12 protein-coding genes are annotated in these 14,513 nt (G+C 61.4%); 5 read left to right on the forward strand and 7 right to left on the reverse strand.

Annotated elements, in window-relative coordinates:
* On the reverse strand, nt 1–1,582 hold a 1,582-nt coding region (gene thrS / locus AAC126_RS18525), incomplete at its 3' end, for a threonine--tRNA ligase (protein WP_339856070.1).
* 346 nt (nt 1,583–1,928) lie between these two features.
* On the opposite strand from thrS, the gene AAC126_RS18530 reads away from it, so the two are divergent.
* Nucleotides 1,929–2,819, forward strand: coding sequence for an FkbM family methyltransferase (locus tag AAC126_RS18530; RefSeq protein WP_339856072.1), 891 nt, complete (start codon nt 1,929–1,931; stop codon nt 2,817–2,819).
* A gap of 40 nt (nt 2,820–2,859) precedes the next feature.
* Here the strand turns inward: AAC126_RS18530 and AAC126_RS18535 are convergent, their stop codons facing one another.
* Both AAC126_RS18535 and AAC126_RS18540 read right to left on the reverse strand, forming a co-directional pair.
* On the reverse strand, nt 2,860–3,840 hold the full coding sequence (locus AAC126_RS18535) for a glycosyltransferase family 9 protein (protein ID WP_339856076.1): 981 nt from the start codon (nt 3,838–3,840) through the stop codon (nt 2,860–2,862).
* Nucleotides 3,830–4,999, reverse strand: a complete 1,170-nt coding sequence (locus AAC126_RS18540) for a glycosyltransferase family 4 protein (protein ID WP_339856078.1) — start codon at nt 4,997–4,999, stop codon at nt 3,830–3,832. The genes AAC126_RS18535 and AAC126_RS18540 overlap by 11 nt, the downstream gene beginning before the upstream one ends.
* Before the next feature lie 111 nt (nt 5,000–5,110).
* Here AAC126_RS18540 and AAC126_RS18545 point away from each other — a divergent pair, with 111 nt between their 5' ends.
* Together AAC126_RS18545 and AAC126_RS18550 are read left to right on the forward strand one after the other, a co-directional pair.
* Nucleotides 5,111–5,893: an alpha/beta hydrolase gene (locus AAC126_RS18545; protein WP_339856080.1), complete on the forward strand. Its 783-nt coding sequence runs from the start codon at nt 5,111–5,113 to the stop codon at nt 5,891–5,893.
* The gene (locus AAC126_RS18550) at nt 5,875–6,645 is read left to right on the forward strand and encodes a tetratricopeptide repeat protein (RefSeq protein ID WP_339856083.1); all 771 of its coding nucleotides are present in this window, start codon (nt 5,875–5,877) and stop codon (nt 6,643–6,645) included. Before AAC126_RS18545 ends, AAC126_RS18550 begins: the two co-directional genes overlap by 19 nt.
* A 139-nt stretch (nt 6,646–6,784) precedes the next feature.
* On the opposite strand, the gene AAC126_RS18555 is transcribed toward AAC126_RS18550, so the two are convergent.
* From AAC126_RS18555 to AAC126_RS18570, 4 genes are all read right to left on the reverse strand, one after another.
* Nucleotides 6,785–7,453 carry a glutathione S-transferase family protein gene (locus tag AAC126_RS18555; protein ID WP_339856085.1) on the reverse strand — a complete coding sequence of 223 codons (669 nt, stop codon included), beginning with the start codon at nt 7,451–7,453 and terminating at the stop codon, nt 6,785–6,787.
* A gap of 44 nt (nt 7,454–7,497) precedes the next feature.
* A complete protein-coding gene (locus tag AAC126_RS18560) occupies nt 7,498–8,256 on the reverse strand; it encodes a sulfite exporter TauE/SafE family protein (RefSeq protein ID WP_339856087.1) in 759 nt (252 codons plus the stop codon).
* Nucleotides 8,257–8,285: 29 nt separating this feature from the next.
* Nucleotides 8,286–8,849, reverse strand: a complete 564-nt coding sequence (locus AAC126_RS18565; protein ID WP_339856089.1) for an N-acetyltransferase — start codon at nt 8,847–8,849, stop codon at nt 8,286–8,288.
* 252 nt (nt 8,850–9,101) lie between these two features.
* The gene (locus AAC126_RS18570) at nt 9,102–10,499 is read right to left on the reverse strand and encodes a dipeptidase (RefSeq protein WP_339856091.1); all 1,398 of its coding nucleotides are present in this window, start codon (nt 10,497–10,499) and stop codon (nt 9,102–9,104) included.
* Nucleotides 10,500–10,651: 152 nt separating this feature from the next.
* Here AAC126_RS18570 and AAC126_RS18575 point away from each other — a divergent pair, with 152 nt between their 5' ends.
* Nucleotides 10,652–11,509 carry an isocitrate lyase/PEP mutase family protein gene (locus AAC126_RS18575; protein ID WP_339856093.1) on the forward strand — a complete coding sequence of 286 codons (858 nt, stop codon included), beginning with the start codon at nt 10,652–10,654 and terminating at the stop codon, nt 11,507–11,509.
* 93 nt (nt 11,510–11,602) lie between these two features.
* On the forward strand, nt 11,603–14,509 hold the full coding sequence (locus tag AAC126_RS18580) for an FAD-linked oxidase C-terminal domain-containing protein (protein WP_339856095.1): 2,907 nt from the start codon (nt 11,603–11,605) through the stop codon (nt 14,507–14,509).
* Nucleotides 14,510–14,513: the final 4 nt, after the last annotated feature.

Raw genomic sequence — 14,513 nt, forward strand, 5'->3', positions numbered from 1 at the left:
CGATCAGGATGCCGATCCAGCGCTCCATCGAGCCGAAGATGGCCCGGTGCAGCATGACCGGACGTTTGCGGTTGCTATCCTCATCGATATAGGAAGCGTCGAGCCTTTCCGGAAGGACAAAATCGACCTGCAGGGTACCGCACTGCCAGTCCCGGCCGATCGCGTCGGTCAGCACGAACTCCAGTTTCGGGCCGTAGAAGGCGCCTTCACCGGGGTTCAGCGTGGTGTCCAGCCCGGCGGCGTCGCAGGCGTCGCTCAGCGACTTCTCGGCCTTGTCCCAGATCGCGTCTTCACCGGCACGCACTTCCGGACGGTCGGAGAATTTCACCCGCACGTCGGTAAAGCCGAAATCCTTGTAGACCGCCGACAGCAGCTCGCAGAACTTCACGCTTTCTTCGGTGATCTGCTCTTCGGTGCAGAAGATATGGGCGTCGTCCTGGGTGAAGGCGCGCACCCGCATGATGCCGTGCAGCGCGCCCGACGGCTCGTTCCGGTGGCAGGAGCCGTATTCGGAAAGCCGCAGCGGCAGATCGCGATAGCTCTTCAGGCCCTGCTTGAAGATCTGCACATGGCCCGGGCAGTTCATCGGCTTCAGGGCGAGCACCTTGTCGTCCTCGGCATTGGCCGTGAACATGTTCTCGCGGAATTTCTCCCAGTGCCCGGAGGCTTCCCAGAGAGACCGGTCGATCAACTGCGGGGTTTTGACTTCCTGATAACCGGCCCGGTCGAGCTTCCGGCGGAGATGGTTCTCGATCTGCCGGTACAGCGTCCAGCCTTGCGGATGCCAGAAGACGGAGCCGACGGCCTCTTCCTGGATGTGGAACAGGTCCAGCTCACGGCCGAGGCGGCGATGGTCGCGCTTCTCGGCTTCTTCCAGCATGTGCAGGTAGGCGTCGAGCTGCTTCTGGTCCGGCCAGGCGGTGCCGTAGATGCGCTGCAGCTGCGGCCGGTTGCTATCGCCGCGCCAGTAGGCACCGGCAACATTCATCAGCTTGAAGGCATGGCCGGTATATTTCGTCGACGGCATATGCGGGCCGCGGCAGAGATCGAGGAACTCGCCCTGACGGTAAAAACTGATGACCTCACCTGAGGGGATGGTCTCGACCAGCTCGACCTTGAACGGCTCGTGGATCTTCTTGTAGTGCAGCGCGGCTTCGTCCCGGTCCCATTCCTCGCGGGTGATGGCCTCGTCCCGGTCGACAATCTCGTGCATCCGCTTTTCGATCTTCTCCAGATCGTCCGGCGTGAAATGTTCTTCGCGAAAGAAATCGTAATAGAAGCCGTTCTCGATGGACGGGCCAATGGTGACCTGTGTTTCGGGATACAGCTCCAGCACGGCTTCGGCCATGATGTGGGCGCAGTCGTGCCGGATCAGCTCAAGCGCTTCCTGGTCCTTCTTGGTGACAAGGGCGACCTGGCTGTCTTCGGCAATAGGCAGGCTGAGATCGCTGAGCGCACCGTTGATGCGAATGGCGATCGCGGCTTTGGCAAGCCCCGGACCGATGTCGGCGGCGATTTCCGCGCCGGAAACGGGAGCATCGAAGGAACGGACGGAGCCGTCGGGAAGTGTAATGGCAGGCATGATATTCGACCCTTTTGAGGGGGATGTGTCGTGACAAATTTTTCGCAAGGCCTTGGGACGGGAGCATTCCCGATCCGTATGCCGTCTCGGCCGGCCAGGCCGAAACGGCTAACTAGTCACGATTATCTGGGTCGGATGCCACATGGGTCCGTAAAATCTACCGTTGCGCATGGGGTGCTATGTAGCGCTGGAATGGCTCTGCCGCAAGGAAAGACTGGAATGCTGTGCCATGACCGGGAGCGGGGCTGATGGCCGCGCGATTGTTTTCTGACTGCTTGCTGGCTCGAAGAATTGTGTGTGTATAAGAGGGACTGTTGTCCCGGTTTCGTAACAGAGTATTTCCGCCATGAGTGAATGCGCCCCGCGATTTGATCGCTGCATGTGTACTGATACACGCGTCGGCCGCGTGGCGTTCCCTGTCACGGATATCTACCTTTATGGCGCCCTCACTGAATGCGGCGATTATTGCTACGGTGAGATGAAAACCTACAGGTCGTTTCTGAAACCCGGCATGACAATCGTCGATGTGGGGGCGAATATCGGCCTGATGAGCCTGCTTTTCTCAGAAATTGCAGGGGACGAGGGGCACGTCATTGCATTCGAGCCGAGTGGCTTCGCGAACGGTTTGTTGCGCCACAATCTTGAAATCAATGAATGTTCGAACGTGACTACTTATAGGAAAGCCGTTTCCGACAGAGTCGGGGAAACAACTTTCGCTGATCCGGATACGGCAAAAATAGGCCAGTTGAACTTCGGTTCGATCTCCCTTCAAAGCTGGATCAAGGAAGGGTTGGGACAAAATGTTCCGACTGAGATGACAACGATTGACGCGCTTGATCTGACAGCGTGCGACTTCATCAAGATTGACGTGGAAGGTGCCGAAGCAGCGGTTATTCGTGGAGCCAGCAACACGCTGGCGAAACACCGCCCCTTCTTGAGTATTGAGACCGATAACCCGGACAGTGATCTGTCATGGATGTCTGACTTGCTGGATCTTGACTATAGGGTGTTCCTGGCGAGCTTTCTGCTGCATAGCTGGCCAAACTTTAAAGAAGCGCCGGTTGCGCATCTGCCGCGTGCGGTTTGCGCCAACGCAATCGCTGTCCCGGATCGTTTTGATCCCGATATCGTGCTGAGTAGATTGCCGTGTCGTGAGCTGCTGAGTGAGGAGGAGCTTCGTCAAGCCTGCGCTCAATATACGCGCCCCAGCATAATTGACGGCCAGTATACGGAATAGGGTAGCCGTTATGCCGAAGTTGTTTGGGCCAGATCTGGCGTTAGCGGAGGCCGCATTCCAGTATTGTTTCGACGGTATCCCAAACACTCTCCACCGCAAGATCCAAGAGATCCTTTTCCACGAACAAGGTGACGTTCTCACCCCTTGGCGCGGCCTTCTCCGGAAAGCTTCTGGTCGAGAAGATCGCGACGGTCTGGCAACCGGCGAGCGCCGCCATGTGCATTGGGCCGGTATCGTTGCCGATGGCAAGGCTGGCCGCACGAGCCAGTGCGGGGATGTCATAAAGCGTGGTCTGGCCTGAAAGGTCTCGTGCCTGTGGGCAGATTGTCTTGATGCTCTGGATGGCTTCCTGATCTTCCTTGCCGCCAAGCAGTACCGGCATGATCCCGGTTTGGTGCAGTCGTTTTGCAACCTCGCCATAATGCGCCGCCGGCCAGCGCTTCATCGCCATTTTCAGGGATGAGCCGGGGATCAGCAGGGCGAAACGCTCGGGCAGGTCGAAATGCGCGATGTCGCTGTCCATGAAGGCAAGGTCGGACGGGCGGACATCCGTGATCCCGGCGATTTCAAGCTGGGTCTGTTGCCGGTCCTGGGTATGGGTCAGGGTCGGGCGCTTGTAGTGATGATAATGACTGCACCCGGGGACGATACCGGACCATTCGGGTTTTGGGCCCGGCCAGAACAGCCGGTAATAGAATCCGGTCCGGTCCGATGTCTGCAGATCATAGACCCGGTCGAATCTCGCGCCGGTCAGTTTGGCGCGCAGGGATAGCACACCAGGCAGGTTGAAGAGTTTTGGCTCGCTATCGGTCCATATCGTGTCGAACAACCCGCTGCGCTCGCCGAGCCCGGCATAGGCCGGGCGTGTCAGCAGGGTGATCCTGGCATGCGGATGATGACGGCGGATCGCCTGCATCGGGCCGAGCGCATAGATGAAGTCGCCGAGCGCGCCGAGCTTGATGACAAGAATGCGTGACTGCTCCTGTCCGGCCCCGGTCTGATCTGTGGAGCTATCCGGCATTTGGCGAGAGCGGCAGGACTTCTTGATAGACGGAGAGGGTGCGGGCGCACATGTCGCTGGTCGTATAATGCTCCCGGACATGGGCCACGGCGGTCTCGGTCACCACGGCGCGCTGCTCCGCCGTCAGGGCGAGTGCGGTGCGAATGCCTTCCGCGAGTGCATCGGCATCGTTCGGTTTGACAAGGAAGCCGGTCTTGTTGGGAATGACCGACTCCCGCGCGCCGCCGTGATCCGTCGCGACAATCGGACGGCCCATCGCTTGCGCCTCGATCATCACCCGGCCGAAAGGCTCGGGATCGATGGAGGCGGAAACCACGACATCGGCGATCTGGTAGACGCAGGGCATGTCGGCGACGGAGCCGGAGAACATCACCGAGGCGGAAAGTCCGGCCTTGGCGATTTTCTCTTCAAGTTCGGCCTTGTAGCTTTCCTTGCCTTCGTAGGACCCGGCCATGATGCAATGGACAGGCTGGCCACCCAGCTTGGTCAGGGCATCGATCAGGACGTCGTGCCCTTTCCAGCGGGTGATCCGTCCCGGCATGACAATCACCGGCACACCGTCCGGCAGGCGCCATTCGCGGCTGAGCTTGATCATCCGTTCGGCGGACACGCCCTCCGGGTTGAACAGGTCAACATTCACGCCGCGCGGGATAATCCGCAATTTGTCGCTGCCGGTGCCGAAGCGCGTCTCGATCTCATGGGCGACGAAATGCGAGATGGCAATCACTCGGTCGCCCCGTACCATCACCGAGTTATAGAGTTTTTTCAGTGGGTTGGTGTCCGGGAAGCGGCCGTGAAAGGTGGTGACGAACGGCACCTTGTTCTTGCGCGCCGCGCGCCAGGAAATCCAGGCCGGCATGCGTGAGCGGGCATGCACGATATCGACATTTTCCTTATGGATGACGTCGACCAGCCAGTCGAAATTCTGTCGCCAGCTCAGCGGGTTCTTGGAGCCGAGAGGATGCTGGATATGACGCGCGCCGACGCGGGTCAGATCGTGCACCATCGGCCCGCCCGCGGAAATCACCAGGGCATCCCAACCGGCTTCGACAAGCGCGCGGGCAACGTCGATTGTTCCCCGCTCCACGCCACCGGAGACCAGGGCGGGCAGAATTTGCAGGACGACCGGCTTCTTGTCTTCCGGTGGTCGGCGGAACATATCGTAATCGCCGCTCGATTGGCGGAGGTTCGGTATGTTAGGCCTCATGGAGGGGCCGTCGTTCACCGGCGTTCCAAGCATGTTGTTTTCATTGTCATGAAGTTTACCACAATGACCGAGCAAACCCAGCAGTCGCCGGACCCCACGCCCCTCTATATCGAAAAGCCGGACGGCGCACGTCTCGCTTATCACAAACTGGACGGGCGCGGACCCACAATTGTCTTCCTTGGTGGCTTCATGTCCGACATGACGGGTACCAAGGCCTTGACGCTTGAAGCTCTGGCGCGTGAACGGGGGCAGGCATTTCTCCGGCTGGATTATCAGGGACATGGCCAGTCCTCGGGGAAATTCGAGGATGGCTCCATCGGAATCTGGCTCTCCGACGCACTCTATCTGATAGACGAAGTGACCACGGGGCCGCTGATTCTTGTCGGCTCTTCCATGGGCGGCTGGATCATGTTGCAGGCGGCTTTGCAGCGGCCGCAGCGGCTTGCCGGTCTGGTCGGCATCGCCGCCGCGCCGGACTTCACCGAGGACCTGATGTGGGCGAGTTTTCCTGACGAGATCAAACAGACGCTGCAACGTGACGGGGTTTATTTCGAGCCCTCGGAATACAGCGACGAGCCCTACACCATCACCATGAAGCTGATCGAGGACGGCCGCGACCATCTGGTCATGCGGGAGAAAATGCCGATCAGCGTGCCGGTACGCCTGCTGCATGGCATGTGCGACGAATCGGTGCCCTATGAGCTTTCACTGCGCATCGCCGGGAATGTCGAGAGCGAGGATGTTCAGATCCGGTTTGTGAAGGACGGCGACCACCGGCTTTCTACCGACCGGGATCTGGAAATCCTGTCCCAGACCGTGGCGGCACTATGCGACGCGGCAGGCTAAATCTCGCGGGCATTGCGCTCGCCGGAGTCACCTGCTTCTCCGCGATCTTTCCGGCAGCCGCTGCCGAGATTGATCATCAACAGGAATATCAGGCCTGCATGGCGCTCACCCGGGAGCGGCCGGAGGAGGCCTATAGCAGCGGTCTCGCCTGGTACAAGCAAGGCGGAGGCATTCCGGCGCGGCACTGTCTCGCGGTGGCTTTGTTGCAGTTGCATCAGTATGACGAGGCCGCGTCCCGGCTGGAGCGTCTGGCGACCGACCTCGGGACGGCGCGCACGGCCCTGCTTGGCGGCATTCTGATGCAGGCAGGCCAGGCCTGGTATCTTGCCGGGCGGCCGGACAAGGCGTTCAAGCTGCAAAGCACATTGCTGGATCTGGCGCCGGACGACCCGGAGCTCTGGGTTGACCGTGCGGTCACGCTGATGGAGCTGGAAAAATACGATGCCGCTCTCGCCGATCTGGATGAAGCGATCAGGCGGAATCCGGGATCGGTGGAAGCCCATACCTATCGTGCCGTTACGCTGCGCCAGCTCGACCGACTGGAGGATGCGGCGAGAGAAGTGAATACCGTTCTGGAATTGGCGCCGTTCGACCCGGACGCGCTGCTGGAACGCGGCATTCTCCGCCAGTATCAGGGAGATCTGGACGGTGCCCGCGAGGATTGGCTACAGGTTATCAAGCTTGCACCAGACTCGCGTGCCGCTGCGGCGGCGCGCGGGCGTATCGAAGAGATGGACGTGATGGTGCGCTGAGTGAGCTCCATTTTTCCGGGCTTGACCCGGGACCTCCCGAAGCGGGGTGAGCCCTATGATCAAACTCGAAACCCCGGGTGAGTCCTGCGATCAAAAAGGTCCCGGCTCGGGGGCCGGGAAAAATGGTGTCCTTATCCGGTCAGAAATCCAGATTGGCGTAGTGCGCTGGTGGGCGGACGCCGGGGATGTGGTCTGACAGCAGGGGGCGGAAGCTCGGGCGGGACTTGACCCGGGCATACCATTCCTTGGCTTCGGGGTACTTCTCCCACGGCACATCGCCGATATAGTCGACGGTGGAGATGTGGGAGGCGGCGGCAATGTCTGCCAGGCTGAAATGATCGCCGGCGAGCCAGTTCCGGCGCTCTGCCAGAAAACCGATATAGGCCATGTGGGTGGCGATATTCGTATGCCCGGCACGGATCGCCGCGCTTGAGGGCTCGCCGGTGCCAAGGAAGCGTTTCATCAGCTTCTCGCCGACCAGCATGTCCGTCACTTCCGTGCTGAACTTGCGGTCGAACCAGGCCACCAGACGGCGGATTTCGGCACGCGCGGCGGCGTCGCCCGGCAGCAGCGGGATCTCGGGGCGGGTTTCTTCGAGATATTCGGAGATGGCGCTGGAATTGGCGACCACGGTGCCGTCATCGTCGACGAAAACAGGCACTGTGCCGTCCGGGTTCATGGCGAGAAATTCCGGGCGCCGGTCCCAGATCTGTTCGACCTTGGTTTCGGTCTCGATTTTCTTCTCGCCGAGAGACACGCGGATCTTCCGGCAGAAAGGCGAAATCCAAAGGTGATAGAGGGTCGGCATTCAATTCACCGTTAGGTCTGGGGGATGCCCTGTGGTTGGCGGCGCTAAACTACCAGAACCTTGCCGATGCCGACAATCGCCAGCACGCCGAGCAGGATAATGGCCGCCAGCTTGACGGTTTCAGGGCGTGTGATGCCGAAAAGTCTATGCCCGATCGAGGTTCCGACAGCCATGACCGGTATCAGGATAGCGCAGCGGATCAGCATGTCCGCATCCATCAGCCCCTTATAGGCGGCAAGCGCAATGGCGAAGATATCGACGAAAATAAAGAAGGCGATCCCCGTTGCCCGGGTGATCGCGACCGGCAGCGGCGAGGAAAGATAGAGCAGCACCATCGGCGGGCCGGGCACGCCCGCGGCGCCGGACATCAGGCCGGAGACAATGCCGGTCCCGGTGAGCATTCGGTTGTTTGGGACAGTGGCCATTTTAAAGCCGCAGGCGATCAGGATCACCGACAGCAGGACGGCTGCATAGATCGCGATCTTCATCGGCTCCGGCGCGACCAGAAGCAGGCAGGCGAACCCGGCGGGCACGCCGATGGCGGACCCGATCAGAAGCTGCCGGATACCCGTCCAGTGGACATCCCGGTAGGTGCGCGGCAGCAGGGTGAAGCCCGCCAGCAGATCGATGATCAGGGTCAGCGGGACAACGGAGACCGGATCGGCGACCAGCAGCAAGGCGCTGATCAGAATCAGGGCAAACCCGAAGCCCGTGAAGCCGCGGACGATCCCGCCGATCAGCGTGGCGGCGAGGGCGACGCCCCAGACAGGCACGTCCCACCCGAAATACACGGCCTCGAACATTGCTTGGGAGCCTTTGTCTTGTCAGGAGTTCAGGCGGCGCGGGACGCAGCCCAGGCACCTTCTACGCCACTTGCCCTGCCGCTCCAAGGCAGCACTTTGCGGAGCATTGGTTTCTCTGCCAGCGACTGCAACAGGTCCGGTGCAGCCCGGACCTGGAAACGCGGCTGGTCGACCGGGCCGGGCAGCTCGAACCCGTAAGGTTCCGCCAGGACAAAACTATAGGGGCTGTAATAGGAGGCTTCGCCGACCACGAGGCAAAGATCCCAGCCTTCCTGATCCGCTTCTTCCAGCGCCCGGGCGACGAGCGTCCGGCCGAGGCCCTTGCCCTGCAGGGCCGGATCGACCACCAGCGGGCCGAGGATAAGCGCGGGCAGGATCTTGTCCCCGTTTTTCACGTCGCAACACCAGAACCGGATGGAGGCGCCGACCTTGGCGTCGAACCCGGTACGGGCGACAAGGCTGAGGGATGGCACGGACGGCCCCTGCCGCAACGTGTAGACGGTCTTGGAAAGACGGCCCGCGCCGAAACCTATATCCAGCAGGGACTCAATGGCTGCCGCGTCGGCGGTGTTTTCTTGTTCGATAACGATCATTGTCGGGACTTCCGGCCTTGAGATGGCCGTCCCGAAAAGGGAAGCGGCCTAGAGCGTGATGACGGACAGCGCACTACGCGCGGCGATACGTCGTCGTCGCGGGTTTGCTCGTCGCTCTGTGCTGGCCGTGAAGTTCATGGCATCCAAATTCCCAAACTCATTGCCAAATACTGCATAAGGCCGTGAGGCGCCAATAAAAAAAGCGCTGCGAAAAGATTTCCGCAGCGCTTTTTCAAGTGAAGGCGTATCGGTTTACCCGGCGAGTTCCGCCAGCCGAGCCATGATGGCGGCGTTGGAGCGGATACCCCGGTGGAAGCAGACCATTTCGAACTTCTCGTTCGGGCTGTGCACCCGGTCATCTTCCAGCCCGAAACCGACCAGCAGGCTGTCCATGCCGAGCAGATTGCGGATTGATCCTGCCGCCGGGATGGAACCGCCGCAGCCGATCAGTACCGGCTCCGTTTCGTACTCGTCCCGAAGCCCGGCGACCGCTGCTTTCAGATAGTCGGATTCCGTCGGCACCCGCAGTGCCGGGAAGCCGCCTTCATGGACGATTTCCAGGCTGTAGCCCTTCGGCAGCCGTTCGGTGACGAAGGCTTTCAGTCCGGCGATGATCTTGTCCGGGTCCTGATCCGGCACCAGACGGCAGGTGATCTTGGCGGATGCTTCCGACGCGATCACGGTCTTGCCGCCCGGATCCTGATAGCCGCCGGTGATGCCGTTGACGTCCAGCGTCGGCCGCGCCCAGATCCGCTCCAAAGCGCTGAAACCCTGCTCGCCGCCAGGCACTTCAAGTCCGACTTCCTTCAGGAAAGCCTCTTCGTCGAAACCGAGACCGGCCCATTGTTTCAGCTCGTTGTCGCCGACCGGCAGGACATCGTCATAGAAGCCCTCGATCCGGATGCGACCGGTCTCGTCATGGAAGTCGCCGAGGATTTTTGACAGCAGGTTGATCGGGTTGATGACGCCACCGCCATACATGCCGGAATGCAGATCCCGGCTCGGGCCCTTGATCTTGACCTCGACGGAGACAATGCCGCGCAGCATGTAGGTGATGGCCGGCTTGTCGACGGACCACATGCCGGTATCGCAGACGACACAGGCATCGGCGCTGAGCTCGTCCTTGTTGGCGGCGAGGAAAGGCTCAAGGCTCTCGGAGCCGCTTTCCTCTTCCCCCTCAAGCAGCACGGTCACGCTGATCGGCAGGGAGCCATGTACGTCCATCCAGGCGCGGAAGGCCTCGATGAAGGTCATGACCTGTCCTTTGTCGTCGACCGCGCCACGGGCGACGATGCGCTTGCCGCGCTCCGCCTCGACGATCACCGGATCGAACGGATCGCTGTCCCACAGCTCGTAAGGGTCAGCAGGCTGCACATCGTAATGGCCGTAATAGAGGATATGCGGTGCGCCTTCGGGGCCTTTCATGTGGCCGACCACCATCGGGTGCTTCTTGGCCGGGCGCACGGCGGCGTCGAAGCCGATCCCGGTCAGCTGGTCTGCCATCCACGCGGCGGCGCGGTGAACGTCGGGATCGAATTTCGGGTCCGTGCTGATGCTGGGGATGCGCAGCACGTCGACAAGCCGGTCGACGGATTGATCCAGACCGGAATCAATGCGGGCGAGAACGGGGGCGAGTAGGTCCTTGGTCATGGGGCACCGTGTTCGTATTGAGGGCAATCCACGCAGGCAGTATTTCCGAGAGTGGAAAGCGCGAGGATTGATTGTCGTCAGTCTGGCTGGGTATCGTCCCCGGAACAAGGGCTTGAGCCTGAGACTTGCCCGAGACATTTGGAGGAAGCGCCGTGACGCGGCTATTGGACCTGATCAAGCCGGGCAAACTTCTTATTGCCCCCGGTATATTCGACGGCATTTCCGCGCGCATCGCCGACGAGTTCGGCTTTGAAGCGCTTTATATGACCGGCTACGGCACGGTCGGCTCTCACCTCGGCCTGCCCGATGCGGGCCTCGCGAGCTATTCGGACATGGTCGGCCGGGTGAAGGTGCTGGCCGACACGGTCTCTTCGCCGCTGGTCGCGGACGGTGACACCGGCTATGGCGGGCTGCTGAATGTCCAGCACACGGTGCGCGGCTACGAGGCGGCGGGGGCGGCTGGTATTCAGCTTGAGGATCAGGAATTTCCGAAGAAATGCGGGCATACCCCGAACCGGAAAGTGATCCCGCTGGAGGACATGGTACAGAAGATCAAGGTCGCGGTGGAAAGCCGGGACAGTGCGGATTTCGCCATCGTCGCCCGGACCGACGCGCGTACCAATTACGGGCTCGACGAAGCGCTGCGCCGGGGCGAGGCTTTCGCCAAGGCCGGGGCGGATGTTCTGTTCATCGAGTCACCGGAATCGGTGGAGGAGATGGAGAAAATCTGCGCAGCCTTCGACAAGCCGTTGCTGGTCAATGTGGTCGAGGGCGGCAAGACGCCGGTGCTGAGCGCGGAGGAATATACCGAGCTGGGCTATTCAATGGCGATCTATCCCGGTACTGGTTTCCTTGCCATGGGCGCGGCGCTCCGCTCCGTCTATGGCCGTCTGAAAGAGACCGGCTCCAGCAAGGGCGCGTCCCAGAAGCTGGATGATTTTGGCGCTTTCTCCCGGACCATGGGCTTCGGCGATGTCTGGGACTTCGAGAAGGCTCACGCGCAGGACTGATATGCGGCAATGTTTTGCCGCATCGTGGAAGTCGATTTGTCATCGTGGAAGAACCGGCCAGACTTTGCGCGTTGTTTTTGTCAGGAGTAAGTGATGGCCGCCGTGTCGCCAAATGGTGGGGGTCTGGCTGCGCGCCTTGATCGCGCGTTGCAGGGAGAGGTGCTGTTCGACCGCTTTTCCCGTGGCCGTTATGCGACCGATGCCTCGATCTATCAGGTCGAGCCGGTTGGCGTCGTCATCCCGAAAAACCAGGCAGACCTGATCGCCGCCATGGAGATCGCGCGGGAGAACGGGGTCTCCCTGCTGCCGCGCGGTGGCGGTACCAGCCAGTGCGGGCAGACGGTGAACGAGTCGCTTGTGCTCGACTGCTCGAAGCATCTGAACAGGATCATCGAAATCGATCCGGAGAACATGCGGGCGGTGGTCGAACCGGGTATCGCGCTCGACCATCTGAATGCGGCCCTGAAGCCCTACGGGCTGTTCTTCCCTGTCGATGTCTCGACCGCCAGCCGGGCCACCATCGGCGGCATGACGGCGAACAATTCCTGCGGCGGCCGCTCGATTCATTACGGCATCATGGTGGACAATGTACTTTCCATCGATGCAGTTCTGCCGACCGGCGAACAGCTTCATTTCGGGCCGGTGCCGGGTAATCTCGGCGCCATCGAGACGGAGCCGCGCTATCGCGATCTGGTGCAGGAAATGCGCGCCATTGCCGACCGCGAAGGCGGCGAGATCGCTGCGAAGTTTCCGAATCTCATGCGCCGGGTCGGCGGCTACAATATCAACACCATCAATCCCGCCGGGCACAATATGGCGAGCTTGCTGGTCGGCTCCGAAGGGACGCTCGCGGCTTTCCGCCAGGTCGAGCTGAAGTTGCACCGCATTCCAACCCACAAGGTCATGGGCGTCTGCCATTTCCCGACCTTCTACAAGGCGATGGACGCGACCCAGCATATCGTGACGCTGAAGCCGCATGCGGTGGAGCTGATCGACAGGAACATGATCGAGCTGGCCCGGGAAATCCCGATCTTCAAACCGATGATCGCGGAGTTCGTGAAGGGGGAGCCGGACTCGGTTCTGGTGGTCGAGTTTGCCGGTGAGGACCATGCGGCCTGCGTCGCGCAGTTGCGTCAGCTTGAAGTTTTGATGGCGGACCTCGGTTATCCGGACGCGGTGGTGGATGCGACCGCGCCGGCCCTGCAGGCCACCATCGGGGAGGTCCGGCGCCAGGGCCTCAACATCATGATGTCGATGAAGCAGGCCGGAAAGCCGGTCTCCTTTATCGAGGATTGCGCCGTCCCGCTGGAAGATCTGGCCGAATTCACAGACCGGCTGACCCAGGTGTTCGAGAAGCACGGCACGCACGGCACCTGGTATGCCCATGCCTCCGTCGGCTGCCTGCATGTCCGCCCGGTGCTGAACATGCGGGAAGAGGGCGATGTGAAGCGCATGCGCGCCATCGCCGAGGAAGCCTTCGACATGGTGCGGGAATACAAGGGTTCCCACTCCGGCGAGCATGGCGACGGCATCGTCCGTTCCGAGTTCCACGAGAAGATGTTCGGCAAGCGGCTCGTTAATGCTTTTGGCGAGGTGAAGCGCGCGTTCGATCCGGAGCGGATGATGAATCCGGGCCGCATCGTCGATCCGCCGAAGATGGATGACCGGTCGCTGTTCCGCTTCAAGCCGGGTTATGCGCCGGTGCCGATCGACACGGCGCTGGACTGGTCCGAATGGGGCGGTCTCTCCGGTGCGGTGGAGATGTGCAACAACAACGGCGCCTGCCGCAAACGCGATGCCGGTGTGATGTGCCCGAGCTTCCGGGCGACGAAGAATGAAAAAGACCTGACCCGCGGCCGGGCCAACACGCTGCGGCTCGCCCTGTCCGGTCAGCTCGGCCCCGAAGCGCTGGTCGCGCCGGAGATGAAAGAGACCATGGATCTCTGCGTTTCCTGCAAGGGTTGCAAGCGGGAATGCCCGACCGGCGTCGACATGGCGCGCATGAAGGTCGAGTTCCTGCATCACTATACGAAGAAACATGGTTTAAAGTTAAAGGACCGCCTCGTTTCCTACCTGCCGCGCTATGCCGAGGCGGCGTCCCGCTTCGGATATCTGGCGAATGCGCGGGATGTGGTGCCGGGGCTTAAGGGGCTTTCCGAGGCACTGCTTGGCTTCAGCGCCAAGCGCAGCCTGCCGGTCTGGAGCGACGTTCCGTTTTCCGGCTGCGAGGCTGACGATGCCGATCCGGATGAGAATGACGGGCGCGATGTGGTGCTGCTGAACGACACTTTCAGCACCTATTTCGAGCCGGAAAACCTGCGGGCCGCGCTGCGGGTCCTGAAGGCACTCGGCTACCGCGTCCATGTGGTCGATCCGCGCGGTTCGGGCGGACGCCATCTTTGCTGCGGGCGAACCTTCCTGGCCTCCGGCCTCGTAGACAAGGCGAAGGAAGAAGCCCGGCGCATGATCGCGGCCTATCTGCCCTATGCCCGGCGCGGCATTCCCGTTGTCGGACTGGAGCCGTCCTGTCTCTTCACGTTGCGGGACGAATTCAAGGCGATGCTGCCGGGCGCGGACACGGACCTGATCGCGGAACATGCCCTGCTGTTCGAGGAATTCATCGCCCGGGAGCAGAAGGCCGGAAAGATCACTGCCGCCTTCAAACCGGTCGCCGCAAAGGCGCTGGTGCATGGCCATTGCCATCAGAAGGCCTTCGCCGCCATGGGCGCGGTCGAGACCGCGTTGCGGCTGGTGCCGGACATGGATGTCGAAGTCATCCAGTCGAGCTGCTGCGGCATGGCCGGCGCGTTCGGCTATGAAGCAAAGAATCTGGAAGTGTCCATGGCCATGGCGGAGCGCGATCTGCTGCCCGCCATCCGCGCCGCCGACGGAGACACAGTGCTTGTCGCCGACGGCACTTCCTGCCGCCATCAGATCAAGGACGGCACTGCCCGCGAGGCGGTGCATGTCGCAACCATTCTGGACCGCGCGCTGGCGTGATCCT

Origin of the sequence: uncultured Nisaea sp., assembly GCF_963974195.1 — a bacterium.
In the GTDB taxonomy this organism is placed as follows: Bacteria; Pseudomonadota; Alphaproteobacteria; order Thalassobaculales; family Thalassobaculaceae; genus Nisaea.

What these genes read in the sequence shown, in the direction of transcription:
- AAC126_RS18530 (WP_339856072.1), top strand. Translation starts at nt 1,929, where the DNA reads ATGAGTGAATGCGCCCCGCGATTTGATCGCTGCATGTGTACTGATACA.
- AAC126_RS18545 (WP_339856080.1), top strand. Translation starts at nt 5,111, where the DNA reads ATGACCGAGCAAACCCAGCAGTCGCCGGACCCCACGCCCCTCTATATC.
- AAC126_RS18535 (WP_339856076.1), bottom strand. Translation starts at nt 3,840, where the DNA reads ATGCCGGATAGCTCCACAGATCAGACCGGGGCCGGACAGGAGCAGTCA.
- AAC126_RS18550 (WP_339856083.1), top strand. Translation starts at nt 5,875, where the DNA reads ATGCGACGCGGCAGGCTAAATCTCGCGGGCATTGCGCTCGCCGGAGTC.
- AAC126_RS18555 (WP_339856085.1), bottom strand. Translation starts at nt 7,453, where the DNA reads ATGCCGACCCTCTATCACCTTTGGATTTCGCCTTTCTGCCGGAAGATC.
- AAC126_RS18570 (WP_339856091.1), bottom strand. Translation starts at nt 10,499, where the DNA reads ATGACCAAGGACCTACTCGCCCCCGTTCTCGCCCGCATTGATTCCGGT.
- AAC126_RS18540 (WP_339856078.1), bottom strand. Translation starts at nt 4,999, where the DNA reads ATGTTCCGCCGACCACCGGAAGACAAGAAGCCGGTCGTCCTGCAAATT.
- AAC126_RS18560 (WP_339856087.1), bottom strand. Translation starts at nt 8,256, where the DNA reads ATGTTCGAGGCCGTGTATTTCGGGTGGGACGTGCCTGTCTGGGGCGTC.
- AAC126_RS18580 (WP_339856095.1), top strand. Translation starts at nt 11,603, where the DNA reads ATGGCCGCCGTGTCGCCAAATGGTGGGGGTCTGGCTGCGCGCCTTGAT.
- AAC126_RS18565 (WP_339856089.1), bottom strand. Translation starts at nt 8,849, where the DNA reads ATGATCGTTATCGAACAAGAAAACACCGCCGACGCGGCAGCCATTGAG.